Below are 26,661 nucleotides of genomic sequence, written 5' to 3'. Positions count from 1 at the left end.
TTTCAAAAAGAACAGGAAAGATAGATAACAAAGCTGTTGTCTATCTTTCCTGTTTTTTACTAGAAAAGAGCGCTTATTTTAGGAATGGAATAGTTTTTGGTTTTTAGCGGCTCCTTGACCGGCAAGAAATAGCCCAATACCGGCAAGAAGTAAGACGAGAAGCGCGACTTCAAAGTTTCCAAGCATATCATGTAAGAATCCAAAAAGAAGGGGACCAAAAGCGGCTAACACGTAGCCAACGGATTGTGCCATTCCTGAAGTTTCAGCCGCTTCTTCTGGAGTATTTGTGCGTAAACTAAAAAACATCATTGAAAGACTAAAGGCCATTCCCCCGCCAATACCCAGTAAGACTGAAATTATGGCTAGATAGAGAAGGTTTGCAACTGGTAACATGAGACCAACGATTCCAAGACAAATGAAAAGACTTGCTAGATTCATAAGCAAGCGCTGATCTTTAGTTTTTCCAGCAATAATCGGAATAATAAAGGTGATCGGAATAATACCAAATTGCATGAATGAAAGCATGAAGCCACCATCGGAAGCAGTAAAACCGCGATCCTGTACAATAACTGGTAGCCACGCCACATTAATATAGAAAACAGCAGATTGAATCCCCATAACAATGGCGATTTGCCATGCAAGCTTCGATTTCCAAACGCTACGGTGAGCGGGAGCGGATCCCTTCAAGTTTGCTGAAGAAAATGGTTTTTGTTTCTTGTTTAATTGAGGTAACCAGATAATAAGCGCAAGTACGGCAAATCCAGCAAAAATGTACAGTGTACCTCTCCAGCCAAGGCCAATATTACTTGCAAGCGGAAAACTGAGACCAGAAGCGATTGCTGCAAATAAATTCATAGAAATAGAGTAAACTCCCGTTAACAATCCTAGCTTAAAAGGAAATTCTTTTTTGATGATGCTCGGTAAAATTACGTTTCCAATGGCAATGCCAATCCCTATTAGTAAGGTTCCAGCTAGAAGAAAAGCAAGATTATTTCCTAGAGGACGAATAAAACTACCAAAAACAAGGAATAACAAAGTATAAAAAACCAGCTGCTCAACGCCTAGTTTGCGGCTGAGTTTTGAGACAAATGGTGAGATTATGGCAAAGGCGATAAGTGGTAATGTAGTTAGAAAGCCCGCAAGTGTATTTGACATGGGTAAGTCAAAGCGAATGAGTTCAAGCAGTGGACTAATAGATGTAATGGGCATTCTTAAATTGATTGCCACAAAAATAATCCCTAAAATGAGGGAAAGTTTTCGAGTTCTTGTTTCTTCAAGTTCTCGCTTCAATAAGTCAGGTTGTTCGTTCACAATCATTACTCCTCTATTTTTAATTTCTGTTTGTAAGCCGTAATATAGATGTCTACCTCTTGTTTGGCACGTTCTGCGTCACGTGCTTCGATCGCCTGGAGCAAACTAGTGTGTCCGTATGTGCTGTCCTTTTCGAGAACCGTTGTACTATAAATAGAAACCTCGATTTCCTCAAGCAAACGCCCATATAAATCAACGAGCAAGCTGTTATGGGAAGCTTTTGCGATTGCTTCATGTAAAGCCGTGTCACTTTTAACAAACTTCGCCACATCTTGATTTTGGACAGCCGAGATACACTGTTTAGACAGAATTAAACAAGTTTTTAAATCCTCATTCGTTCTTCTTTTACAAGCAAGAACCGCGATTTCAGTTTCTAGCGCATGACGAACTTCAAAAATTTCGCCAAGTGAAGACTTAGCAATTCGACGCTGCAAGCTGGCGCTCCATTCATCATTCGCGAGCACGATGGTACCGGCGCCTTGACGAACTTCAAGAATGCCTACATGGACAAGTGCGCGAATCGCTTCGCGAAGAGTATTTCGACTGATCCCAAATTCTCCCATTAAACTTTTTTCACTGGGAATTTTGCTATGTAGTGGCCAAGCGCCAGAAGTGATTTTTTTGAGCAGTAAATCATAAACTTGTTCCGCAAGTGGTTTGCGATCAAGCTGTGCAGACATAAAAAAAAACTCCTCTCTAAAGGTAGGATGATAGGTTCAATTTTAACGTAAAGTAGAAAAGAAGTAAATAGGGCTTAGTTAAAAAAGTGCGGGCGGGGCTTCTCATATGGTAGAATAAAGAGACACATAGAAAGAGGGTTAGAATATAGATGGAATGGCTGAGCGAGCTCTTGAAAAAGGATACGCTGCGAAGGCTGCTTGTGTTTGTTTTACTCGGGCTGGTTTTATATTTTGTTCGCAGCATGATTGATTTAATTATTTTAACGTTTATCTTTGCATTTCTCGTAACGCGTCTTGAAAACGTCATTTTAAAACGAATTCGAATGCCAAGAAAACTAATTGTTATCGTGCTTTATGTGGCTGTAGCAGCCTTTTTTATATGTTGCCATTGTACATTATTTACCCATTTTGATTCACCAAATTTCGCAGCTAGTGACTTTACTTGTAAAAATGTACAACCATCCAGGCGATAATCACATCGTTATTTGGATTGTAGAATGGCTGAAACAATCCAATATTGAAAAATATTTGCAGTCGGGCGTAGAGTTTTTAATTGCCTCACTTTCGGGAATCGGCTCTTTAGGGCTATCCTTTTTCATGGCTTTGATTTTAAGTTTGTTTTTCTCGTTAGAAAAAGAACGCGTCACACAGTTTTCTGCACGTTTTCTAACCAGTAAAGTAGGCTTTATTTTTCAAGATGTTGCTTATTTTGGGCGTAAATTTGTTTCTACATTCGGCGTTGTGCTTGAAGCGCAACTTTTGATCGCTCTTGTGAATACAATCATTACAACTGCCGTTCTTTACTTAATGCATTTTCCGCAACTCCTGAGCCTGTCCATTATGGTTTTCGTTCTAGGAATGATTCCTGTTGCAGGCGTGATCATTTCATGCGTTCCGCTTTCGATCATTGCCTATTCGGTTGGCGGCTTTACAGATGTTTTCTATATTTTGCTAACCGTTGTTGTCGTTCACGCGATCGAAACGTATATTTTAAATCCGAAATTAATGTCTTCCAAAACGGATCTACCTGTATTTTATACGTTTATCGTTTTGATTTTTTCCGAACAATTTTTCGGTGTGTGGGGACTCATCGTTGGGATTCCGGTCTTCGTCTTCTTGCTTGACGTCCTCGATGTGCGCAGTACAAGCGAGATACCACGTAAAAACTTTTTTGGAGGAAGGAAGAAAAAGAAAGATGGAAATTCTTGAGCTAAAAAAAAGACTTCCCGCTCGATTTATTACTTGAAGCCGATCCTAACCAAGAATATGTGGAGGATTACCTTGAACGCGGCCAAGTTTTTGCTCTTTTTGACCAAGATGGGACTGCTGAACTAATCGGCGTTTATGTACTTTTAAAAACGCGACCTGGAACGATGGAACTTGTGAATTTAGCCATTCGAGAAGAGTTTCGTCGCAAGGGATATGGCAAGCGCTTGATTAAAGATGCGCTAACGCGTTCTAAACAAGCGGGCATTCGGACGCTTGAAGTTGGAACCGCAAATTCATCACTTGGTCCGCTTGAACTCTATCTTAAGTGTGGTTTTCGGATGACCCATCTAGATCTTGATTTCTTTAGAAGGCACTATCCCGAACCTATTTTTGAAAACGAGGTAGAGTGCAGAGACATGGTGCGCTTAAAGCATGATTTATAAAAAAGACTGATCCATTTGTTAGGTTTTAAGAAAATCCTATCAATTAGTTCAGTCTTTTTAGTTAATCCCAAAGGAATTCAGAGACAGTTTGATCAATCTCTTCGTTCTCGTGTAAATTACTGTGTGAAGCAGCTTTTCCACTGAACACTTTTTCGTTATAACTGGCTACATTTTGGAAAATAAATTTAGCAGATAACGCACTTGCAAGCGGAACACTGCCGTCGCTTTCCGTTCCATCGAGCACATCACCAGCGATGGTGTAGACTTGAATGGATTTAGGGATATTTTCTCGGTTTTTATAAAGGTTTGCATAGCGTTCTGTTTCTGTTTTTGGCCCATTTTCAGAAAGCTCATAGCGACTATCAGAAATGGCAAGTCCATTTAACGGGGCGCCCATTAAAACTAATTTCTCAGTAATAGGATAAGCATTTTGGGTGCTCGTTTTTTCTAAATAATTGGTGAAACTGACGCCTCCCATAGAATGAGCGACAGCATTAATCTTAGCGACATGGTAGTCGCGTTTTAAAGCAGCACAAACCGTTTTAAGCCATTCAGTTTGATTCACCATGGAGCTTTTATTATCTTCGAACAAAACTTGAATCAGCGGGCGTCTACTGAATTTATCATATTTCCCTTTAATGGAAAGCGTGCCATCTTTTTTTACAGTGATGACTAGCGCTTTATGAGCTCCGTCTGCTTTTTCTAGTCGACTCATCATGGAACCAAGTGAATTTTTAGTTCCCGCATAGCCGTGTACAAAAAGAGTAGGCGTTCCAATTTCAGTAGTTTGTTTAACTTTCTTTTTTTTCTTTTTGCTTTTACTTGATCCGTTGTTTTCTTTTCTTCAGACACGCGGTGTTCCGTTGTGGCCGTATAGATAAAACCAAAACCGATCAAAAAAGAACTGCAAAAACCAGTAAAATAACTAGCCATTTTTTCATTTCTCACAATCCTTTACTTCGAATTTGAAAAAAGGAAGTGGCCAATATAATCATCAATTTGCGGAAGTTCATGCAAATTGGTGTGCGTGGCTTGTTTTCCTTTTAAAATGTGAACTTCAAGCGGTTGTTCAGTGAAAAGTTGCTTGCCATAAAGAACGCTAGCTAAACTTACGACGCCGTCACTTGCTGTCCCGTCAAGCAAATCACCGCCAATAATCATGATTTGAATATCTTTAGGAAGTATTTTAGCCATTTTTTTTGGCAAACTTTGTATGAATCGCAGGGGCGTTTTTTAAATCGACAGTCGTTTCACCATTAATGTATTCTTCTGGATAAAACGGGACGCCTAGAAAAACGATTTTATTTACTTGCGGGTAATTTTCGTTTTTTTCATAAGCCGCAAGGTAAGAAATGAAAGCACCGCCGCCCATAGAATGTCCGATCGCATTAAATTTCATAATTCCATGTTTTTGTTTTAAAAATAGCATAACTTTTTTTTGTCCAAAGAGCTTGTTGCGGTAAGCTAGCTCGATTATTTTCAAAAACAACATTGATTAAAGGATTTTTTGCCGATTTTCGGTAGTGACCGCTTTCGGATATCTTCCCAGACTTACTGATATGAATAACCAGTGAATCTGTTCCCCAGTGATATTTTTGATCGAAACGACGAATCATTCCATGAAGTGAACGGTCTGCTCCTTTGTAACCATGTATAAAAACAGAAGGAATCTGTTGGTTTTTCATTTCTTCGTGCGAATCATTTAATTGCGTAAGAGCAAATAGAGCCGTAACTAAGCATAAACAAGGTAAAATCCCCGCAAAGAGTATTCGCTTGAACATTATTATCTTCATTCCTTCCAAGAATCGTACTGCTATAATTATACATGGATTCGGACGGTTCTGCATCTTTTAATAAGATGACTTGGCAGTAGAAAACAATAATAGTATACTAAAAATGATAAGAACGGAGGGATTCTTTTTGATTAAACGAACGGGCGAAGTGGTTTTAAGCGTCATTGGTTTAGTTTTGGCGCTTATATTACAAGGTGCGATGACGGTTGTTTCTTTTAATTTCATGACAAAAACAAACACGGAATCGGGCTATCAAGTTTTTGCTGATAACTATGAGCAAGCAATACGTGATGCAGGTGTAAATTTAAATGATGCGCCGGCTGCTAGGTCAATTGTCGATGCGTTACATGGGTTTAATACTTTTTTTCATTGTGGCGCTTATTGTTGTGATTTTGCTTAGCATTTTAGGAATTATTTTTATTGTAGGTAATAAAAAACCAGTGCTTGCCGGATTTTTATTCTTATTTGCGGGAATTGTTGTGATTTTAGCTACTTTTCTTGTCGGATTTGTTCCAGCACTTTTATTCCTTATCGCAGCTATTATGTGTTGGGCCCGTAAACCAAAACGAGATGCTTTTTCAAACTTCTAAGTCGGGACTAGCCTAAAAACAGCTTTTCTTTTTCTCAATTGTAGAAAAGGAAAAGCTGTTTTTTTTATTTTCAAAAATAAATTTAGAGTATTAGCATGATGAAGTACTACTAGCTCAACGAAACACCAACTTTACCGATATGAAAACCGTTTTTTTGACTGAGAAAATACGATTAAAAAATAGAAGTGCTGGGTAAATTTTTAGAGTCAGAGGGATTCATGAGACATTCATCAGCGAAGGACAACAAGAATCTCTCTGACAAGCAATGAGCTCTTTACATGAAATTTTATTAGGATTGGATGGATGAAAATGGTAAAACGAATTTCTTTGGAAAAAGAAGCACTTGATTTTTGTATTGCGAATGAAAAACCGCCCTTTTTGTATCAGCTACCTGTTGATGAAGCGAGAAATGTGCTTGAGACGGTTCAAAAACAACCCGTTGAAAAATTACCTGCTGATATAGAAAATCGTGAAATGGATTTGGGTGAGCATGGAAAAATCAACGTACGTATTGTAAAACCCCAAAATAGCACAGAAACTCTTCCCGTCATGCTTTATGTTCACGGAGCTGGTTGGGTACTTGGAAGTGCAGACACACATGACAAGCTTGTAAGAGAACTTGCGGTTCGAACAAATTCTGTTGTCTTTGTTCCTGAATATGATCGTTCCCCAGAAGCTAAGTATCCGGTTGCTATTGAACAATGTTACGCGACGCTGCTCAAAATTGCAGAAAATGCCCAAAAAGAAGCTTGGGACACAAATCGCATTGTCATTGCAGGAGACAGCGTAGGCGGAAATATGGCAACGATCTTAACAATGCTTGCGAAAGATCGTAAAGGTCCAAAAATTGACAAGCAATTACTTTATTATCCAGTTACAAATCATGCGTTTGATACAGAATCGTACAATCAATTCGAGAAAGATTACTATTTAACAAAGGAAGCCATGAAATGGTTCTGGGAAAAATATCTTCCAGCTGGACAAGATACGAAAATTAAAACCATCTCGCCACTTCATGCAACAAAAGAAGATCTACAAGGTTTACCACCTGCGATGATTTTAAACGGTGAAGCAGATGTTCTTCGCGATGAAGGGGAAGAATACGCTCGTCACTTGCGCGAAGCAGGCGTTCCTGTAACACAAGTTCAATTTCAAGGAATGATTCACGATTTCGTGATGCTAAACACTCTAGATCAAACAAAAGCCACTCGTGCTGCTATGGAACTTTCGACAGCATGGGTAAACAAAAAATAATCTGGCTAGAAACAAAAGAAGAAGTTTTAAGCGTTTTGATGAACCTAATCTAAATGCTTGAAACTTCCTGTTGAGCCAAGAAAAAACGATGAAAAGATTAGGAGATAACAATGGTATTTCAAGAATTAAAAGGTAAAGTAGCCGTTATCACAGGCGGCTCTATGGGAATCGGTTCTGCAATCGCGAAGCGTTTTGCAGAAGAAGGCATGAAAATTGTCATCAATTATCATAGCCATCCAGAAGCAGCTAAAGAACTTGTTGAGCTTCTAAAAGAAACTGGCGGAGAAGGCGTCGCTATTCAAGCAGACGTGAGTAGCGAATCTGATGTACAAAAGCTAGTTGATACGGCAGTTGAACAATTTGGTGGCATCGATATTTGGGTGAATAATGCTGGAATGGAAAACAAACATAACACCCATGAATTGCCGCTTAAAGATTGGCAACGAGTTATTGATGTCAATCTGACAGGGGTCTTTTTAGGCACCAAAGCCGCGTTGAATTATTTTGTTACGAATAATAAAAAAGGAAATATTATCAACATGTCTTCTGTTCATGAACAAATCCCTTGGCCAACATTCGCTCATTATGCGGCTTCAAAAGGTGGAGTCAAACTCTTCACAGAGACAGTGGCAATGGAATATGCAGCACGAGATATTCGCATAAATAACATTGGTCCCGGAGCGATTAATACACCTATCAATGCTAAGAAGTTTGCTGATCCAAAACAACTCGAAGCAACAACAAGCATGGTACCGATGCAGCGAATTGGAGATCCAAGTGAAGTAGCCGCTGCTGCTGCTTGGCTAGCATCTGATGAATCAAGTTATGTAACAGGAATTACACTTTTCGTTGACGGTGGAATGACCCTTTATCCAGCATTCCAAGGTGGAAAAGGCTGAGAGAGGGCTAGCTAAATGAATGTATTAATCGCTTTACTTCCTGCCATTGGTTGGGGAATTCAACCACTTATTCTACGGAAAATCGGTGGAAAGCCATCAAATGAAATTTTTGGAACAGGTATTGGTGCTCTTATTGCTGGCATCGTTGCAACAGCTCTTTTTTCACCTCATTTTGTTGCAGCGAATGTATTTATCCTTAGTTTGTTATCGGGATTATTTTGGGTAATGGGGCAAACTGGGCAGTATCATGCTTTTGGACTAATTGGTGTATCGAAAACGATGCCGATTTCAACAGGATTCCAACTTGTTGGAACATCACTAATTGGTGTGATTTTGTTTGGGGAATGGCCAGGAAATTTGAATAAAATTATTGGTTTTCTAGCGATTTTGTTACTTATTATTGGTGTATTGCTTACTTCTGTTTCGGACAGTACGCAAAATCGCTCAGAAACAAAGCGAGGTATCTTTGTCCTTGCCGCAACGAGCTTAGGTTATTGGGTCTACAGCGCCCTACCAAAAGCTGTATCAGCCTCTGGGTTGTCAATCTTTTTACCACAAATGTTAGGTGTATTTATTGGTGCAGTGCTTTATGCTTGTATCAATAATAAACGCGTTTTTCAAGAAAAAAAGAGTTGGAAGGCCGTTATCGTCGGACTGATTTTTGGTCTTTCAGCACTTGCTTATATATTTTCAGCACAAAAAAATGGCGTTGCGACAGCCTATATTATTACACAATTAAATGTTGTGATTTCGACAATCGGGGGTATAGTAATTTTGAAGGAATCAAAATCAGGACAAGCGCTTAAAAAAACAATTTTTGGCTTATTGCTAATTGTAATTGGTAGCGTAATTACAGTTCTGATTTAAAAAAATAAGAAATGAGATGATTGAAATGCAAGACAAACTAACAACAAATGCAGGACAGCCATGGGCAGACAACGAACATTCACAAACAGCAGGAAAACGTGGCCCTGTTTTAATTCAGGATTATGCTTTGCTTGAAAAACTGGCACATTTTAACCGTGAACGGATCCCTGAGCGAATTGTACATGCAAAGGGAGCTGGGGCAAAAGGTGTTTTTGAATTAACTCATGATATGAGTGCCTATACAACAGCAGATTTATTTAATGGAGCTGGTAAAAAGACGCCATTAATGGTTCGCTTTTCTCAAGTTGCTGGTGAAGCTGGATATCCAGATACGTACCGGGATGTTCGCGGTTTTGCCGTTAAATTTTACACGCAAGAAGGAAATTATGATATTGTCGGAAATAATACGCCCGTTTTCTTTGTGAATGATCCACTTAAGTTTCCAGATTTCATTCACTCTCAAAAACGTGATCCACGAACTCATAAACGGACACCTGACATGCAGTGGGATTTCTGGTCGCTTTCCCCTGAGTCTGTTCATCAGGTGACTTATCTAATGGGGGATCGTGGGATTCCGGCAAGTTACCGGACAATGCACGGATACGGTAGCCATACCTTCAAATGGGTGAACAAAGAAGGTGAACAGTTCTGGGTGAAATATCACTTTAGAACGGATCAAGGTGTTAAGAACATGTCAAATGAGCTAGCTGATCAAATGCTGATTAAAGATTTAGATTTCTTGCAGAATGATTTATTTAATGCCATTGAAGATGGAGAATATCCGTCGTGGACACTTTATGCTCAAATTCTTCCTTATGAAGAAGGTTTAAAGTATGAGCACGATATTTTTGAATGTTACAAAAGTAGTTTCGCAAAAAAAATACCCATTAATTGAAATTGGGAAAATGACACTTAATGAAAATCCAACGAATAACTTTGAAGAGATGGAGCAACTAGCTTTTTCACCTGCTAATCTTGTTCCAGGAATTGAAGCTTCACCTGATAAACTTCTTCAAGGCCGACTATTTGGTTACAAAGATGCACAGCGTTATCGTCTTGGAGCAAACTTTGAGCAGCTTGCTGTGAATCGTCCACTTACTAATGTTAAAAACTACGAGAGAGACGGGTTTATGGTATCGGGACAAGATGGTAGCGTTAATTATGAGCCAAATAGTTTCAACGGTCCTGTAGAAGACCCAGAAGCGAAAATTCACGGCGATGAGCTAGAAGGAAAAGCTGGGAATTATGCTTATGATGATGACTACTATTCCGCAGCAGGTGAGCTATACCGACTTATGTCCAAAGAAGAAAAAGATCGATTGATCGAAACTATCAAGGAAAATCTTGGGCAAGTCTCGAAAAAAGAAATTCAAATTCGCGAAAACGCGTCAATTTTATTTAGCTGACCCAGAATATGGCATTCGAGTTGCTGAAGCACTTGAACTCCCTTTGGATCAGATTAAAGGATAAACAAATACAAAAACAGGTACTTAAGGACTCCTTAAGTACCTGTTTTTTGGTTTAGTCTATTTTAAGAAGGGGAAAAACCAAAAGAATGGCAAGGAGGAGATGACATTGCGGCGGAAAACAAAGCAAATGCTATTTTTTTCAGCAATAGTTCTTATAGTTTCTAGTATAGTTGGAGCTAAAAAGTGTAAGTCAAAAGCAGATCCATTTCGTTCAGTAGAAGACATCAAACGTCGATATTTAATGACAGAAATGGATAAAGAAGCAGAACTAGCGGCAGACAACATGTTTTCTGAAGGGGCAATGACTGTTGTCAATTATGAAAATGAAGAGCAAGCGCTAGACGGGAAGTAGGGAGATTGAGCAATAACTGCTCAATCTTTTTTTATAGGCCTCAAGACTTACCTGAACTTCCTTCTATAGTTTGTTACGAAGGTTATGATTTTGCGATATTATAGATATTAGTTAGAGAAGGAGGAAAACAATATGAAAGGTTTCATCATCGCACTACTGGTTATTATTCTTGCTGTGTTACTTTTGACCATGCTTTGGCCAGCGATTATCGCAACAGTTGGTGCAGTACTTGGATTTTATTCCTATAGCAAACTGCGCGAGTCGAATTCAGTTGGAGAAAAAATCCTTTATGGTATTTTGATCGCACTCGGTGCCCTCATGATTTTCTCTAATTTAAAAGGCGCAATTGCAGTGATCGTGGTTGCAGCGATTGTTTATTTCTTATTTAGAAATAAAAAGTCTAAGCGCTACAAAGAAAATGATACATTTGATTACCCATATAATAAATAATTTTTGGAGGAGACAATTATGGCAAATCTATTTGATAAATTAAAACAATGGAACAAAGATGTGAGCAAGAAATTGGACGAACGAACTGAAAAAAAAACGTAATTCCGTTAGTTACTACATGGACAAAACCAAAGCTGAAATGAAAGAAGCAGAACGCATGGTAGAAAAACAACGCGAATTAAAATCACTTTTCTATAAAGAATATAAAGAAATGGAAATTTACGTTGAAAAACGTCGTCACCAAGTTGAAGTGGCAAATGAAGCGGGGGGAAACAAAACTAGCTGATTTTGCTCAAAAAGAAGTCACTCAGTATGAAGAGCAGCTTGCTGCAACGAAAGAGCATTACGATCAAGCAACGACTAGACTTGAAGAATTAGAGCTTCAAATGCATGAAATGCGTCTCAAATGGAAAAACTTAAAAACGCAACATTTGGCGGAAATGGCAGAGAAGAATGCCGAAGAGACATCACAAAAAATGGATAAAGTTATTCATGATATGAGCTGGGGAAGTGTGTCTGACTACCATGAGGCACAAAAACAACGAGACTTGGCAGAGGAAGCGAATAAAAAAAGCTGATATGGCAAAAGAGTTATCGCAGTCTTTTGATGACCTGATGGATGAGCTTGAAAAGAAAACTACGAAAAGTAAAGAAGTTATTAAAGAAAAGACACAAGATTTTACTTCAATGGTAGATGATTTGATTGAACGAGAAAAGCAAAATTTCAAGAAAAAAAGATCGTGCTTCAATGGATGAAAAATTAGATCAACTAGAAAAAGAAGTCGGGAAAAAAGAGTCAGATAAGATAAAGGATACAGATGAAATCAATCTGGATGACGAGAAAAAGCGTGAAGGTGAAGAGCCAGAACAAGAACAAAACAAAAAAATAAGAAATAAAAAAACAGAGTGGGAAACACTCTGTTTTTTTGTTAAAATCATTCGAGCAGTTATTGAGCTAATTTTTCACGTGTGAGTTCTGAAAGCAAACAATCGAGTAACTGATAATCATTGTGGGTGAGATTTCTGTGGAATAAGGTAAAGACTTTACTTGATGATAAATTAGAAGGAACTGAGCTAGAAATTAATAAATCATAGTTTGTTGGTGTATCTAAATAACTAAGAAAAAGACAGTGATAATCAAGCTTTTTGATCTGCTTTATTAAGTGATTATGCTGTTGTTTTTTATCACTCTGGAGCAGAAGGCTAAGTTTTATTTATTAAGTTCAGAGAAGAAAATATTATAGAACTTGAAGAATGATATGTTTTGCCTCATTGAATTAAGACTTAGGAATTTGTGTTTTTTTTAAATTTTTAAAAAAATCAATTGTTTGTAAAAATGAGGAAAGAATTTTTTTTAAAAGTCATTTTCTAATAAATCAAAAACGGAGTAGAGGAAGATTTTATGTAAAAATTTAATGATGAAATTCTTGATTCGTTTTAAAGCATCCGGGTAAATATCAAATGAAATGAGAAGTTGCTTTTTTGATTAAAAGAGGTATAATAATTGGTATAGACCGATTAAATTTAGGAGGCTTATAATTATGGCAATAAAAGTAATAACAAATGCAACCATTTATACTGGTAAATTGGTACTCGAAAATGCTTATATTCGCTTTGATAAAGAAATTTTAGAAGTTGGTCAAATGGTAAACTTTAAAGCAGAGAAAAGCGAAGAAGTTATTGATGCCAAGGGTCAAAAAATTGTACCTGGTTTTATTGATGTTCACTCGCATGGTGGATATGGACATGATGCAATGGACGCCGATCCAGAAGGTTTGAAAAAACAAGTTCGTGGGATGCTTCGCGAAGGCATTACTACTTATTTCCCGACAACGATGACTCAGTCAAAAGAAAATATCGAAAAAGCCTTACGCGTTATTAATGAAGTAGCAAAAGAAGAGCCTCTTATTGGTGGGATTCACTTGGAAGGACCATTTGTGTCCACTGTCTTCAAAGGTGCCCAACCGGAAGAATACATCATGGCACCAGATTTGGAACTTTTTAAGGAATGGTTTGAAATTTCAGGTGGACTTATTAAGCTCGTAACTTATGCACCAGAACATGAAACTTCACCTGCGTTTGAAAATTTATGCTATGAACTTGGTGTTGTACCAAGCATTGGGCACTCAAATGATGTGCGGGAACATTTAAAAACAAGTAAGGCAACCCATGCAACACACCTTTATAACGCTTGTCATAGAATGACACACCGTGAACCTGGAGTTCCTGGACATGTGCTTTTAGAAGATGGTATTGAAGCAGAATTAATTGTCGATGGCATCCATGTAAATCGTGATATGGTCAAATTGGCGTATAAAATGAAAGGTGCACATGGCATCTCACTTATTACAGATTCAATGAGAGCTAAAGGAATGCCTGAAGGAAAATCAGAACTTGGTGGTCAAACTGTGATCGTGAAGGATAAGCAAGCTCGTCTAGAAGATGGAACACTTGCTGGAAGTGTTTTAACTTATGATGATGCTTTCCGTAACATGATTGAATTCACAGGATGTACGATTGAGGAAGCGGTCTTGATGAGTTCTGTAAACCAAGCAACGGAATTTGGACTTACTTCAAAAGGAAGTCTTGAAGCAGGGAAAGATGCTGACTTCAATATTTTAGATCAAGATTTACAAATTACGGCTACGTATTCATACGGCCAAAAATATGTGTGAAATGAGAGGAAAAACGATATGCAACTTATTAAAGTAGAAGATAAACTAAGCGGTTCAAAAGAGGGACTTAAAATTATTGAATCTGCCATTAAAGCTCAGAAAGTGAGCACACTTGGTCTCGCAACTGGGAGTACACCAGAAACACTTTATGCAGAATTTATTAAAAGCGATATAGATACAAGCGAAATTACAACTGTTAACTTAGATGAATATGTAGGTCTTGCAGCGGACGACCCAAACAGTTATCATTACTATATGAATGATTTGCTTTTCTCGAAAAAGAAATTTAAGGAAAGCTATTTACCTGATGGCCTTGCAAAAGATGCAGAAGCAGAATGCAATCGCTATGAAGCTATTTTGAACGAACATCCAGTTGATATTCAAATTCTTGGAATCGGAACAAATGGACATATCGGCTTTAATGAACCGGGAACATCATTTGATTCATTGACGCATAAAGTGCTTCTTACAGAATCAACACGTGAAGCAAATAAAATTTATTTTGAAAAAGAAGAAGATGTGCCGACACATGCCTATTCGATGGGGATTAAATCCATTTTGAATGCTAAAAAAATTATCTTGCTTGCTTTTGGGAAAAGCAAGGCGGAAGCGATTAAAGCGACGGTAAATGGACCGATCACAGAAGATTGTCCTGCTTCTGCACTTCAAAACCACCCAGATGTAACTATTATTGTAGATAATGAGGCGGCTTCACTTCTATAAAAAATGAGGGCTGAAAAATGATCGATAAAAAATCAGGAATTCCAATTTACATGCAAATTCAGGCAGATATTAAGCAAAAAATTGAGGTGGGGACTTGGGAAATTGGTTCGTCTATTCCTGCTGAAAGACAACTCGCTGAAATGTTTCATGTAAGTCGGATGACTGTGCGCCAAGCGATTCAAGGCTTAGTAGATGATGGGATTTTACAACGTCGTGTCGGGGCAGGTACTTTCATCGCTGAAAAGAAGTTAACTGAACGACTGGAAGCGGTGACGAGTTTCACTAATTTAATGCTTCAAGAAGGAAAAATCCCTTCAACGCGTATTGTATCTTATGGGATCCGTCCAGCAAGTATTCAAGAGCAGGATGCGTTAAACCTCAGTGGAAATAGTAATGTTATGAAAATTGAGAGGATCCGTTACGGGGATCAAATTCCCATTTTGTATGAAGTAGCAGCCATTCCAGAGCAAATTGCTTCGCTCCTGACAAAAGAGGATATCATGGATTCACTGTATAATGCTATTGAAACGAAACTCGGACGGAAAATCGGCGATGCTGAGCAAGTGATGGAAGCTGCGCTTGTTTCTGAAAAAGTAGCGCCATTTTTAGATGTGAAATTAGGCTCCCCAGTTATGAAGCTACGCCAAATCACAGCGCTTGATGATGGTCGACCATTTGAGTTTACACGCTCACAATATGTGGGAAGTCGTTTTCAGTTTGTTGCCAAAGTTAAACAATAATTTTTCAATAAAAAACGCCAAAACCTCCATGGTTTTGGCGTTTTTCGTTAATCTAAGTTTTTTTCTAGTTCATCGTGTAGACGAGCACGTTCAGAATCTGAAACATTGAAGTACCAAGGTCCACCAGAATCTCGGCCACCTTCTCCTTTAACTTGTAGGTTCTCTACATTTGAGAGGGCACCACGGTAATTTTTAGCAATTCGTGTGATATCAGTCATTGTAAAGTCTGTCTCGATGTTATCACCAATTGCATTTAAAATCCCATCAAATCGCCAAATAATGCCGGTGCTAAGTGCTTTTTCAGCAATTGCAGACATCACTTGTTGTTGCCGCTTTTGACGACCAAAGTCACCTTCTGAGTCAGATTTCCGAATTCGAACGTAAGTTAAGGCATCCTCACCGTTTAAGCTGATCTTGCCTTTTTTGAAGGATTTTCCTTTTAAACTCAATCCTTCTTTTTCATTCGTTACTTCAATACCACCAACCGCATCTACAAGGTCACGAAATCCTTCCATGTTGATCTTAATATAGTAGTTGAATGGAATACCATTTAAAAATTGAGTAGCTGTGGCATCCGCCATTTTTACTCCACCATAGGCATAAGCAGCATTAATCTTGTGTGGGTTGGAATCGTATCCAGGGATAAGTGTTTTTGTATCACGCGGGACACTAAGCATTTGGATTTTGTTTGTTTTCCCGTTTACAGTAGCTGCAATTAATGTATCAGAACGTCCTTTGTCGCCTTCCCGTTCATCGACCCCGAGAATTAAAACAGAGAACGGTTGTTTCTTATCAAGTGCAACACCCGTATTTTCCTTTCCACTGATAGGTGTATGAATTTTATTAAAGGTTGAAGTCGTTTTCCAGTAAGCAAAGCCCAAATAGCCGACAATCAGCAAAATAATCACAAGTAATACGAGCAAAAAGATTTTAAGGCCTTTTCTTTTCTTTTTACGTTTTCTTTTTTCAGTCCGCAAATTTGTCATCCTTTCCTGCATATTTACATTACCATTTTATACTACTTTGACTCATTCGTCAGCAATTTACAAAAAATCGTTAAAAAATAGACACAAATTTTTCAAGAAGTATTTATTCTTAAAGAATTTTTAAAAGAACAGACAAGAAACAGGATTTTCATTGTTTTTCATTTTGAAAGAACGTATAATTAACTATTGAATAAAGCTATAGAAAAAAAGGAGGGCCTCCCTTGATTTTACCCATATTAATTATTTGTCTTTTGGCTTCTTTGATTTTAACACCGTTTATCCGGCAAGCAGCCCTTTATTTCGATGTGACGGATAAACCAGATAAAAGACGGGTAAACGTGAAACCAATACCAAGTCTTGGCGGATTAGCCATTTATATAAGTTTTAGTATAGGTCTTTTTCTACTTCCAATTGATAAAACGATTCTTTGGCCCATTTTTATTTCTGGAACAGTGATGATGTTTACTGGATTTATTGATGACTTATTTGAAATCAAAGCCAGATATAAGCTTTTAGGTCAAGTTTTAGCAGCTTTCATCATTGTTTTCTGGGGCGGTATTACGATCGAATTTATTAATTTACCCTTTGGTGGCGAACTACATTTTGGGATTTTTAGTATTCCGCTTACGATTTTGTGGATTGTTGCCATTACGAATGCCGTAAATTTAATTGACGGACTAGATGGATTGGCTGCGGGCGTCTCTACGATCGCGCTTATTACTATTCTTGGTATGGCTTTTATCATGTCAGATCCAGTTGTGATCATGATTTCTGCACTTTTAATTTGCTGCAACGTTTGGCTTTCTTCCGTTTAACTTTAATCCAGCTAAAATTTTCATGGGAGATACAGGAGCACTTTTCTTAGGGTTTTTAATTTCTATACTTTCTGTGATGGGCTTTAAGAATGTTACTTTTATTTCACTTATTGTCCCCATTTTAATTCTTGGTGTTCCAATTTCTGATACTATCATTGCAATCATTCGTCGTATAGTTACGAAACAGCCACTTGCCATGGCAGATAAATCACATATTCACCATCAATTGATGGGATTAGGTTTTACCCATCGTCAAACCGTGATTTTAATTTATGCGATTTCCGCACTTTTTTTCCCTCTTTTCTTTTCTTTTCACGATGTCGACGGTTTGGGGTTCCGTTTTACTTATGGCTATTTTATTGTTGCTTGTAGAGGTTTTGATCGAATCACTTGGTTTAATCGGACAAAATTATAAACCCATTATGAAACTTTTACGAATTGAATCTGATTCATCAGACAAAGAAAAAAATGAATAACTGAAAGGCCTGGTTAGTTTTGAACCGGGCTTTTTTTCTTGAGAGATATTGATGCAAGGCGTAAGTTGTGATACATTATTTCAGTAAGCCTAAAGGAGAAATGAGGAAAATTAAATGGAAATTATTGCGACAGCAGAATCAGCACTGCAAGCCGAAAATTTGCTTCGCACAGGAATTGATACGCTTTATGTGGGAAATAGTCGTTTTGGACTTCGACTACCTACTTCGTTTAGCCTTGCTGAACTAGAAGAACTAACGAAACTCGCACATGCGTATCAAAAGGAGATTTTAGTTCCTGTTAACGGACTCATGCATAATGAGCATTTCGACGAGCTACCTGAATTTTTAAAGGCGCTTGCGGAAATGAAGGTGGATAAAATTGCTTGCGGAGATCCTGGGGTTATTTTAACACTAGAAGAACTTGAACTTGACTTGCCTTATGTGTATGATGCGCAAACTTTTGTAACAAGTGCTGAACAAATTGATTTTTGGGTGAAACAAGGAGCGATTGGAGCTGTTCTTGCTCGGGAATTAACGAGACCTGAGTTGTTTGAAATCAGTCAAAAGCTTGATTCGCCAGTGGAAGTGCTTGTTTATGGGCCAACTTGTATCCATCAGTCAAAACGTAAACTTGTGACAAACTATTATCACATTGTGGAACTGGATGAAGATGCAAGCAAGGAACGTGGTCTTTATCTCCGTGAACCAAACGATTCGGACAGTATGATGCCAATTTATGAAGACGAAAATGGGACGCATATTTTTAGCTCCGAAGACATTTCGATGATGCCGTATTTGCAAGAACTTTTTGATGCGGGATTAACGACTTGGAAATTGGATGGGATTTTATTACACGGAGCAGATTTTGTTGTAATTGCTAAATTATTTGTAAAGGCAAGGGAAGCGCTTGAAAGTGGGAATTTTGTTGCGGAAACCTTTGTGAATCATTTAGCAGAAATTGCGCCAAGTACACGAAATATGAATGCTGGATTTTATCTTAAAGATCCAGGAGAGGTCAAGTAAGGGGGAGACATAACAGTGAAAACAATCACGAAAAAACCTGAGGTGCTTGCGCCGGCAGGAAATTTAGAAAAATTGAAAATCGCCATTCGCTACGGAGCGGATGCTGTTTATATTGGCGGACAGGCTTTTGGGCTTCGTTCGCGTGCAGGTAATTTTAGCTACGAAGAAATGATTGAAGGTGTTGCATTTGCTCATCAGCATGATGCTAAAGTGTATGTAGCTGCCAACATGGTTGCCCATGAAGGGGATACAAAAGGTGCGGGTGAATTCTTTTTAACATTACGTGATATTGGAATTGATGCTGTCATTGTGTCAGATCCTGCCCTTATTCAAATTTGTTTTGATAGCGCGCCAGGACTTCCGGTGCATCTGTCGACACAAGCATCCGCGACCAACTATAAGACGCTTGAATTTTGGAAAAAACGTGGTCTTGAACGAGTCGTTTTGGCTCGTGAAGTGAGCATGGAAGAAATTCGTGAAATTGGTGAAAAAACGGATATCGAAATGGAAGCTTTCATTCATGGAGCGATGTGCATTTCTTATTCAGGACGTTGTACGCTTTCGAACCATATGGCAAACCGAGATGCCAATAGAGGTGGCTGTGCACAGAGCTGTCGTTGGAAATATGATTTGTTTGAAATGGACCGGGGTGTGGCACAGAACTTAGTGGATGAAGATGAAGAACCATTTTCGATGAGTGCAGTTGATTTATCCATGATCCGTTATATTCCCGATATGGTGGACGCGGGTGTTGATAGCTTGAAAATAGAAGGCCGTATGAAATCGATTCATTATGTTTCTACAGTTGCTAGTCTTTACCGCAAAGTGGTTGATGCCTATTGCGCGGATCCAGAGAACTTTGAATTTGATCCAGCATGGGAAGATGAACTTTGGAAAGTTGCACAAAGAGAACTTTCAACTGGTTTCTTTTACCAGGAGCCAACGGAAGATGAGCAGCTTTTTGGGAAAACAAGAAAAATTCCTCAATATGCTTTTGCAGCACAAGTACTAGCTTATGACCCGGAATCGAAAATAGCGACGCTTCAACAGCGAAATAATTTCGGTGTGGGAGATGAAATCGAATTTTACGGTCCAAGTGATACAGGCTTTAAGCAAGTTGTGCGAGACATTTGGAACGAAGACGGTGAATCGATTGATCGTGCGAAAAATGCTATGATGACAGTTAAAATGGTTGTCGATGAACCAGTTGAGCAGTTTTATTTTATGCGCAAGAAAAAATAAGAAAAAAAGGAATCCCTTTCTTGAAGGATTCCTTTTTTCATAAAGAAACAGCCGAAGCTGAATTCGGCTGTTTTAATGTTTGACGTATTGCCAAAGCACATCACCATTTTTTTAAATGGATCGGGGACACTTTTTGCTGTAGACGCCACTTTTTCATTTGTCGTTCAATTTGACAAGCTGGGACATCATAAAACTGTGCCATGGCTTCAACTGAAGTAAGTTTAACTTCCGCTATATAATCTTCCATTTCTGGTTTTTTGGGTTCGGGAAAATGATTTAAGAGTTCAGAAAGAATATGCACATAAACATCATAACGATGGAGCCCGCTGATTTTAAGTCCGACTTCTTCAATATTTCGGTTAAAGAAGACGATTGTTGGATTTTCAGTAATATCCATTTCTCGTGCCACTTTTTGATCCCCAACATATGCACGTTTTGCAATACTCGAAGAAAAATCCTTTTTGAATTCAGCTAAGTCAAGTCCAACTTCTTCGGCTTTGTCAAAAAGAACGGATTCATTTGAAAGATCTTCACCGTACACAAAATAAGCTTCTTGAATCTTACGTAAAAAAGCAATACCGAGATTTTTCCCTTGCATTTCGGCGGCTTTAACAGCGAGACAAGAAACATAAGACTGATGTGCCTGTTCTTGCTGTTCTTTTAGCGGAATACCATCCGCCGCGCGCTTTTTCCTGCACATAAAAGTTTGTAAGTTATTGTGGAGAATATATCGTAACTTGAAGTAGTTTCCATATTCCATCTCAAGGCGTCTGATGTTTGATTCCAACTCAAAACAATCGTGACAAGCAGGATCGAAAAAGAGATAAATCTCAATCGGTTTACTGTTGGCGACAGATTTATAATAAAGATTTCGATTGATCATTTTAATCACCTGATTTTTTATTTCTAATCTTATTTATCTATATTTAGATCCTAATGAAATTCTATAGAAGTATAGTTGTAAAAGAAGGATACAATATAGTATCTATTTCTATTTTATCAGCGTCAACTCCATTTAACAAATAATTGCAACTTGAAACACCGATTCTTCTAAAAAAGTGCTCAAGAGGAGCACTTTTTAGAAATGTTACGCATCTTTATTTTGGTAGACATGTTTGTAAAAACGTTCGATCTTATTCGGCGCTTCTTCTTGGTGGATTTCGTGTTTTTCAAGGAGCTTATAAAAAAATTTTTTTCGCCTTCTTCATAATCTTTTACTTCATATTCTAAGTCAAAATCCGTTATGCCACCGTATAAATTTTTGTCAAAAACGAGAAGCCCGTCTTGATAAGGTTTTTCAGCTCGAATCGTTGTAAGTGCACCAAACATTTCTAGATCGTTGTAGTCGATACCTAGCTTTTCAAGCAAATTTCGAACGGAACCTGTTGGAATGTTCGATCCATTTAAAATCGCTTCAGCCTGGTCACTTCCAAGGATCTGTGTGGTTTCAAGCAAACCTTTACCCTCTGGCGTTTTTAAAGTGAGTTCATATTGATCAGACCGTTTGCGAATTCTTAAGGCACTCTGCCCGTTCTTGAGCGCAAAAGCTCTTGTATCCAGGTAATAGTTGGTTTGTTCGAAAAAATCTTCTTCTTTTAGGCGGAATAAGTCAATTAAATAATGGTATTCTTGTTCAGTTAGCATATTGCGAAATTCAATTTCGAGTTCTTGCAAACGAAGCGCCTCCTTTTTCATAAAACACTCTTTGTTTCATAGTAGCACGAAAAAAATAAAAAAATACGAAGAAAGTGATGACTGCCGAACTGGAACGAAATGTGATAAAATAAGTGAGGTAGAAAATGTAAATTTTATTTGAGGTGAGTTTTTGTGAGTCATTGGGAAGATTTCTTAACACCTTATAAGCAAGCGGTTGAAGAGCTGAAAATAAAGCTTAAAGGGATGCGAGGGCAATTTCAACTTGAAAATAATCATTCACCGATTGAATTTGTAACTGGTCGTGTGAAACCAATTGCGAGTATTTTGGATAAAGCCAATCAAAAAAAATATTCCACTTGGCCATTTGGCGGAAGAAATGCAAGATATTGCCGGACTTAGAATGATGTGTCAGTTTGTGGATGATATTGAGACGGTAGTTCAGTTGCTACGCCAAAGACGCGACTTTCATATTGTCGAAGAGCGTGACTATATTGCAAACAAAAAACCAAGTGGTTATCGTTCCTATCATGTTGTGATTGAATATCCAGTTGAAACGATCCAAGGCGAACAGAAAATTTTAGTCGAGATTCAAATTCGAACACTAGCCATGAATTTTTGGGCAACAATTGAGCATTCACTCAACTATAAATATCAAGGAGAATTTCCAGAAACGATGAATAAACGTTTGAAACGAGCAGCAGAAGCCGCTTTTCAACTAGATGAAGAAATGAGCCAAATTCGTGAAGAAATTCAAGAAGCGCAAGTTTTCTTTTCTGAAAATAAAATCGCACAAAAAGGAGAAGCTTTAAGGAGCTCAGAGGTTCCGAAAAAATAGCTGGCGGATAAAGGAGGAAATACTTTGAAGTATGTCATCACGTCTAAGGGGGATGAAAAGTCCAATTTGCTAAAACTCTCGATGATCGCGGAGTTTGGAGCCTATGAAGATATGATTTATGATGAAGCGGAGCCTGAGATTGTCATCTCTATTGGTGGAGATGGAACGCTTCTTGCTGCATTCCATGAATATCAGGAACGGCTTTCTGAAACAGCCTTTGTGGGGATTCATACGGGGCATCTTGGTTTTTATGCGGACTGGCGCCCGCATGAAGCGGAACAGCTAGTCTCAAAAATTGCTAAGGGGAAATTTGAACGTGTTAGTTATCCTCTTTTAAAAACAACGATTTATTATAATACTGGGAAAAAGAAAGATGAATATTTGGCGCTCAATGAATCAACCATTAAAAGTTCAGGTGGCCCATTTGTTGTCGATGTCGTAATTAACAGTACTCAATTTGAACGGTTTCGTGGGGATGGGCTCTGTATGTCAACACCGAGTGGAACAACGGCTTACAATAAATCACTGGGTGGGGCTTTAATTCATCCCTCTGTGAAATCTATGCAACTCACGGAGATGGCTTCGATCAATAACCGAGTGTACCGGACGATTAGTAGCCCACTAATTTTTCCAACACATCACCGCGTGCATTTAAAACCAGTAGATGATCGTGATTTTCAAATTTCGATTGATCATCTTAGCATTTTGCACCGAGATGTCCATGAAATCATTTATGAAATTTCAGACAAAGAGATTCAGTTTGCTCGGTTGCGCTCATTTCCTTTTTGGCACCGAGTGCATGATTCCTTTATTGAAGACTAGGAGGAAGACGTGTTTTTAGAATGGATTGCAGAAGAAAAGGATAGCGATTTACTACTTAGAACTTTTCTTCGCCATAAGCATATTTCAAAGCAGTTACTTGCATCAGTCAAATATAATGAAACAGGAAAAATTGAAGTGAACGGCAAGGAAGAGAACGTTTTATACCGGGTAAGGTGTGGAGATAAAGTGCGTGTTACTTTTCCTCCTGAGAAAGAAAACGCCCAATTAATTGCCGAACACGATCAGTTGAATATCCTTTACGAAGATGATTTCATTATCGTTTTAAATAAAAAAGCAGGAATGGCTTCTATCCCTGCGCAGTTCCACCCAAGCGGTTCTGTTGCGAATCACCTAAAAGGCTATTATGAAACAAAAGGTATCTCTTCTGCGATTCATATTGTCACGCGACTCGATCGCGATACTTCTGGTCTCATGCTTGTTGCTAAAACGCGCTTTGCCCATGCGAGACTTAGTGAAACGCTTCAAAGAGGACTCTTAAAGCGTCGCTACCGGGCACTTGTATCTGGGAGGCTTCAAGCCAGTCATGGGAGCATCGAAGCGCCAATTGGGCGCAAAAGTGATCTCAGCATCATGGAACGTATCGTGACAGCAGATGGGAAATATGCTAAAACTAATTTTAAACGGCGAGCTCGGTATACGAATTTTGATGATGTTGAAATTGAACTTGAGACGGGGCGGACGCACCAAATCCGTGTCCATTTTTCGCATATTGGACATCCTTTGCTCGGAGACGATATGTATGGTGGAAGCTTAGATTTAATGTCCCGTCAGGCACTGCATTCTTGTCATCTGCATTTAGTTCATCCGTTTACAGAAGAGTATCTGGAGTTTAACATTCCACTTCCAGATGATATTTTGTCGGTTATCAAACAAAGTAAGAAAGAAATAGATTGAAAAAAAAAGGGCTGTCATGTGAAAATAGAAAGGGCAATCCGAAAATAGGAGGAGAAACAAAAATGAATTTGACATTAGCTGGAAAAACTTATGTTGTAATGGGAGTAGCAAACAAGAGAAGTATTGCTTGGTCCATTGCGAAGTCATTAAATGAAGCGGGAGCAGATTTAGTTTTTACATATGCAGATGATCGCGCGAAAAAAAAGCATTGATGAATTAAAAACGTCGCTCAACGAAAATAATCATGAGGCACCTGTTGTTCAGTGTGATGTAAACGATGAAGAAGGCATCAAGAAGGCTTTTGAAACGATTAAATCCGCAAAAGGAAAAATTAGCGGACTTGCACATTGTATCGCGTTTGCGAACAAGGAATACTTGACTGGTGACTATTTAGAAGTGGACCGCGAAAGCTTTTTACAAGCACACGAAGTAAGTTCTTATTCGTTCACTGCTGTTGCTCGGACATTGAAACATTTAGATATGCTAACAGAAGATGCAAGTTTACTAACACTTACTTACCTTGGTGGAGAGCGCGTTGTTGAAAACTATAACATTATGGGTGTAGCGAAAGCTTCGCTTGATGCATCTGTAAAATATTTAGCAGTGGATCTTGGAAAAGTAGGGGTTCGTGTCAATGCGATCTCTGCAGGCCCAATTCGGACACTTTCTGCAAGAGGAGTAAGTAGCTTTACAAAATCACTTTCGATTGTGGAAGAAAAAGCACCTCTGCAACGTTCTACAAATCCTGATGAAGTGGGAGACACCGCTTTATTCTTGTTTAGCCCACTTTCACGTGGGATTACAGGCGAAATGATTCACGTGGATAATGGCTACCATATCATCGGCTTCTAAAGTCAAAAAAAACGCTCTAAGCAGATGCTTAGAGCTTTTTTTTTACATGTGTAAACACGCAAGTTTTTTTTGCTTTTTAAGGACGAACTTTGTGCTTGTTTGGTAAAATGAAATGTAAGAAAAAGCTGATGATAGCAAGGAGAAGCATGCTCCAAAAAACAAGATGGAGTCCTTGATATAAAATATCACGTAGGGGTGAGATCAACTCTGCCGCCACTTTTCCTGAAGTTTTCGGACTGATAAGTAGATTTAAATTGCTGCGATTCAGTCCGTCAAGACTAGCAGCTCCAAACTGTTTGGCAAGAATGGAATTGAAAATCGTTCCGAGAATTGCAACACCAATCGTTTGACCAACTGTTCGAAACAAGGTGTTCGATGCTGTTGCAATACCTGTTTGGTGTTTTGGAACGGCATCTTGAACGGTAACAGTGGTAGTTGTGAAAATGACGCCAAATCCAAAGCCCATTAAAGCACTGTTTAAAGAAAAGTAAAGGTCCCCTGTGTCTTTTGGAAAGAGTGCCAAGATGATGCCGCTTGCGATTGTAAAAAGAATTCCAATACCAACCGTTCGACGGTTTCCAATTTGAGTGAGCCACTTACCACCAAGAAATGAACCGAAAATCCAAGTGACAGATAGCGGGGCAATCATAAGACCAGCAATCGTTGCTCCGTGGCCAAGCATGCCCTGCGCCCACATTGGAATGTAGACATTAATTCCAATTAGAAAAGCGCTGATGAAAAAACCAATCAAATTGCCTATCAACACTACGGGGTTCTTGAAAAGAACAAAAGGCATAATCGGGTCTTTTGCTCGTTTTTCTACAAAGTAAAAGCTTGCAAATAAAACGATTGCGAGTGCAAAGAGAATGAGCACAAGAGGCTCTGTCCACTGCAATGTTTCCCCAGCGCGTTGTAATCCGAATAGTAGCACTAAAAGAGCGATTGTAAAAATAGAGGCCCCAAGGTAATCAATCGGCAAGTGTTGTTTTTCAATGTCTTCTTTTAAGTAAAGCCAAATCAAGGCGATAGTTACGATGCCAACGGGGACGTTGATGAAGAAAATCCAGTGCCAAGAAAGTTGATCCACTAGAAAGCCACCTAAAAGTGGGCCAAAAACCCCTGCGATTCCCCAAGCCGATCCCATGAAACCAAGCACTCGAGCCCGCTTTTCAAATGGATAAACATCGGCAATGATTGTCATAGTAGAAGGCAAAATTCCTCCTGCACCTATTCCCTGAATCGCTCTAAAAATAATTAATTGTTCCATGTTTTGGGCGAAACCACATAACACAGAGCCAATGATAAAAATAAGTGTTGCAATCACAAAAATAAGCTTCCTACCGTAAATGTCGGATAGCTTACCGTAAATCGGTACAGTGACGGCGGAAGTAAGCAAATAGACAGAAAATATCCAGTTCATTAGTTCAATGCCATTTAACTGGCTCACAATCGTTGGAATCGCTGTGCTCACGATAGTCCCTTCGATAGCTGCCATAAAAGTAGCGACGAAAACGGCAAGTGTGACAGCTTTCACTTTAGTTTGTTCCAAAATCTTACCTCCCTCTATCTCTATATCTCAAGGCA

General features: G+C 38.7%; 21 protein-coding genes and 9 pseudogenes. 21 read left to right on the top strand and 9 right to left on the bottom strand.

The features are described 5' to 3' along the window. Positions 1-78: 78 nt before the first annotated feature. A complete protein-coding gene (locus MAQA_RS05570; RefSeq protein ID WP_420911931.1) occupies positions 79-1,311 on the bottom strand; it encodes a CynX/NimT family MFS transporter in 1,233 nt (410 codons plus the stop codon). A gap of 5 nt (positions 1,312-1,316) precedes the next feature. After that, positions 1,317-1,991, bottom strand: a complete 675-nt coding sequence (locus MAQA_RS05565) for a FadR/GntR family transcriptional regulator (RefSeq protein ID WP_036072078.1) — start codon at positions 1,989-1,991, stop codon at positions 1,317-1,319. Positions 1,992-2,140: 149 nt separating this feature from the next. Here MAQA_RS05565 and MAQA_RS05560 point away from each other — a divergent pair. Together MAQA_RS05560 and MAQA_RS05555 are read left to right on the top strand one after the other, a co-directional pair. Beyond that, positions 2,141-3,200, top strand: a pseudogene (locus MAQA_RS05560) (AI-2E family transporter). A gap of 59 nt (positions 3,201-3,259) precedes the next feature. Further along, a complete protein-coding gene (locus MAQA_RS05555) occupies positions 3,260-3,643 on the top strand; it encodes a GNAT family N-acetyltransferase (RefSeq protein WP_052008484.1) in 384 nt (127 codons plus the stop codon). 61 nt (positions 3,644-3,704) lie between these two features. On the opposite strand, the gene MAQA_RS05550 is transcribed toward MAQA_RS05555, so the two are convergent. From MAQA_RS05550 to MAQA_RS05545, 3 genes and pseudogenes are all read right to left on the bottom strand, one after another. Further along, the gene (locus MAQA_RS05550) at positions 3,705-4,421 is read right to left on the bottom strand and encodes an alpha/beta hydrolase (protein WP_241463121.1); all 717 of its coding nucleotides are present in this window, start codon (positions 4,419-4,421) and stop codon (positions 3,705-3,707) included. Continuing rightward, complete coding sequence (locus tag MAQA_RS15435; RefSeq protein ID WP_241463110.1) at positions 4,358-4,576, bottom strand: hypothetical protein; 219 nt, start codon at positions 4,574-4,576, stop codon at positions 4,358-4,360. The genes MAQA_RS05550 and MAQA_RS15435 overlap by 64 nt, the downstream gene beginning before the upstream one ends. Before the next feature lie 21 nt (positions 4,577-4,597). Next, positions 4,598-5,424 (bottom strand): annotated as a pseudogene (locus MAQA_RS05545) (alpha/beta hydrolase). Between the two features lie 139 nt (positions 5,425-5,563). Between MAQA_RS05545 and MAQA_RS15430 the strand changes: the two are divergent. The 12 genes and pseudogenes from MAQA_RS15430 (at position 5,564) to MAQA_RS05485 (ending at position 15,455) form a co-directional block, all read left to right on the top strand. Beyond that, on the top strand, positions 5,564-5,836 hold the full coding sequence (locus MAQA_RS15430) for a hypothetical protein (protein ID WP_036072074.1): 273 nt from the start codon (positions 5,564-5,566) through the stop codon (positions 5,834-5,836). Positions 5,837-5,843: 7 nt separating this feature from the next. Continuing rightward, positions 5,844-6,026: pseudogene (locus MAQA_RS15425) on the top strand (DUF4064 domain-containing protein); the annotation flags it as partial. Positions 6,027-6,335: 309 nt separating this feature from the next. After that, positions 6,336-7,280: an alpha/beta hydrolase gene (locus MAQA_RS05530; RefSeq protein ID WP_036072072.1), complete on the top strand. Its 945-nt coding sequence runs from the start codon at positions 6,336-6,338 to the stop codon at positions 7,278-7,280. Positions 7,281-7,390: 110 nt separating this feature from the next. After that, positions 7,391-8,179, top strand: a complete 789-nt coding sequence (locus tag MAQA_RS05525) for a glucose-1-dehydrogenase (RefSeq protein WP_036072070.1) — start codon at positions 7,391-7,393, stop codon at positions 8,177-8,179. Positions 8,180-8,194: 15 nt separating this feature from the next. Further along, complete coding sequence (locus MAQA_RS05520) at positions 8,195-9,046, top strand: GRP family sugar transporter (RefSeq protein ID WP_036072067.1); 852 nt, start codon at positions 8,195-8,197, stop codon at positions 9,044-9,046. A gap of 16 nt (positions 9,047-9,062) precedes the next feature. Next, positions 9,063-10,516: pseudogene (locus MAQA_RS05515) on the top strand (catalase). A gap of 105 nt (positions 10,517-10,621) precedes the next feature. Then, entirely contained in the window at positions 10,622-10,867 is a 246-nt protein-coding gene (locus tag MAQA_RS05510) for a hypothetical protein (protein ID WP_036072066.1), read from the top strand. A 132-nt stretch (positions 10,868-10,999) separates the two neighbouring features. Continuing rightward, positions 11,000-11,317 carry a lmo0954 family membrane protein gene (locus tag MAQA_RS05505; RefSeq protein WP_036072065.1) on the top strand — a complete coding sequence of 106 codons (318 nt, stop codon included), beginning with the start codon at positions 11,000-11,002 and terminating at the stop codon, positions 11,315-11,317. Between the two features lie 18 nt (positions 11,318-11,335). Continuing rightward, positions 11,336-12,290: pseudogene (locus tag MAQA_RS05500) on the top strand (PspA/IM30 family protein). Between the two features lie 568 nt (positions 12,291-12,858). Then, positions 12,859-13,992: an N-acetylglucosamine-6-phosphate deacetylase gene (gene nagA / locus MAQA_RS05495; protein WP_036072064.1), complete on the top strand. Its 1,134-nt coding sequence runs from the start codon at positions 12,859-12,861 to the stop codon at positions 13,990-13,992. Positions 13,993-14,010: 18 nt separating this feature from the next. Further along, complete coding sequence (locus tag MAQA_RS05490) at positions 14,011-14,715, top strand: glucosamine-6-phosphate deaminase (RefSeq protein ID WP_036072062.1); 705 nt, start codon at positions 14,011-14,013, stop codon at positions 14,713-14,715. A 17-nt stretch (positions 14,716-14,732) separates the two neighbouring features. Further along, entirely contained in the window at positions 14,733-15,455 is a 723-nt protein-coding gene (locus MAQA_RS05485) for a GntR family transcriptional regulator (RefSeq protein WP_036072061.1), read from the top strand. A 47-nt stretch (positions 15,456-15,502) separates the two neighbouring features. Here the strand turns inward: MAQA_RS05485 and MAQA_RS05480 are convergent, their stop codons facing one another. Continuing rightward, complete coding sequence (locus MAQA_RS05480) at positions 15,503-16,441, bottom strand: LCP family glycopolymer transferase (RefSeq protein ID WP_036072059.1); 939 nt, start codon at positions 16,439-16,441, stop codon at positions 15,503-15,505. Positions 16,442-16,662: 221 nt separating this feature from the next. On the opposite strand from MAQA_RS05480, the pseudogene MAQA_RS05475 reads away from it, so the two are divergent. From MAQA_RS05475 to MAQA_RS05465, 3 genes and pseudogenes are all read left to right on the top strand, one after another. After that, positions 16,663-17,732, top strand: a pseudogene (locus MAQA_RS05475) (MraY family glycosyltransferase). Positions 17,733-17,846: 114 nt separating this feature from the next. Next, positions 17,847-18,755, top strand: coding sequence for a peptidase U32 family protein (locus MAQA_RS05470; protein WP_036072056.1), 909 nt, complete (start codon positions 17,847-17,849; stop codon positions 18,753-18,755). 15 nt (positions 18,756-18,770) lie between these two features. Further along, positions 18,771-19,997, top strand: coding sequence for a peptidase U32 family protein (locus MAQA_RS05465; RefSeq protein WP_036072054.1), 1,227 nt, complete (start codon positions 18,771-18,773; stop codon positions 19,995-19,997). Between the two features lie 100 nt (positions 19,998-20,097). Here MAQA_RS05465 and yjbH read toward each other — a convergent pair whose 3' ends face one another. Together yjbH and MAQA_RS05455 are read right to left on the bottom strand one after the other, a co-directional pair. Beyond that, positions 20,098-20,880 (bottom strand): protease adaptor protein YjbH, encoded by a 783-nt coding sequence (gene yjbH, locus MAQA_RS05460; protein ID WP_036072052.1) that lies wholly within the window; start codon positions 20,878-20,880, stop codon positions 20,098-20,100. Positions 20,881-21,084: 204 nt separating this feature from the next. Continuing rightward, a pseudogene (locus tag MAQA_RS05455) lies at positions 21,085-21,692 on the bottom strand (CYTH domain-containing protein). A gap of 132 nt (positions 21,693-21,824) precedes the next feature. Here MAQA_RS05455 and yjbM point away from each other — a divergent pair. The 4 genes and pseudogenes from yjbM (at position 21,825) to fabI (ending at position 25,077) form a co-directional block, all read left to right on the top strand. After that, a pseudogene (yjbM, locus tag MAQA_RS05450) lies at positions 21,825-22,488 on the top strand (GTP diphosphokinase). A gap of 24 nt (positions 22,489-22,512) precedes the next feature. Next, complete coding sequence (locus MAQA_RS05445; RefSeq protein WP_036072050.1) at positions 22,513-23,310, top strand: NAD kinase; 798 nt, start codon at positions 22,513-22,515, stop codon at positions 23,308-23,310. A gap of 9 nt (positions 23,311-23,319) precedes the next feature. After that, positions 23,320-24,225 (top strand): RluA family pseudouridine synthase, encoded by a 906-nt coding sequence (locus MAQA_RS05440; protein ID WP_036072048.1) that lies wholly within the window; start codon positions 23,320-23,322, stop codon positions 24,223-24,225. 62 nt (positions 24,226-24,287) lie between these two features. Further along, positions 24,288-25,077: pseudogene (gene fabI / locus MAQA_RS05435) on the top strand (enoyl-ACP reductase FabI). 76 nt (positions 25,078-25,153) lie between these two features. Here the strand turns inward: fabI and MAQA_RS05430 are convergent. Next, complete coding sequence (locus MAQA_RS05430; protein WP_036072046.1) at positions 25,154-26,626, bottom strand: LM6179_1298 family efflux MFS transporter; 1,473 nt, start codon at positions 26,624-26,626, stop codon at positions 25,154-25,156. Positions 26,627-26,661: the final 35 nt, after the last annotated feature.

The organism is Listeria aquatica FSL S10-1188 (assembly GCF_000525795.1).
Classification (GTDB): Bacteria; Bacillota; Bacilli; order Lactobacillales; family Listeriaceae; genus Listeria; species Listeria aquatica.
Note: the sequence above shows the minus strand (reverse complement) of the source record. Positions and strands in the feature narration are given on the sequence as shown.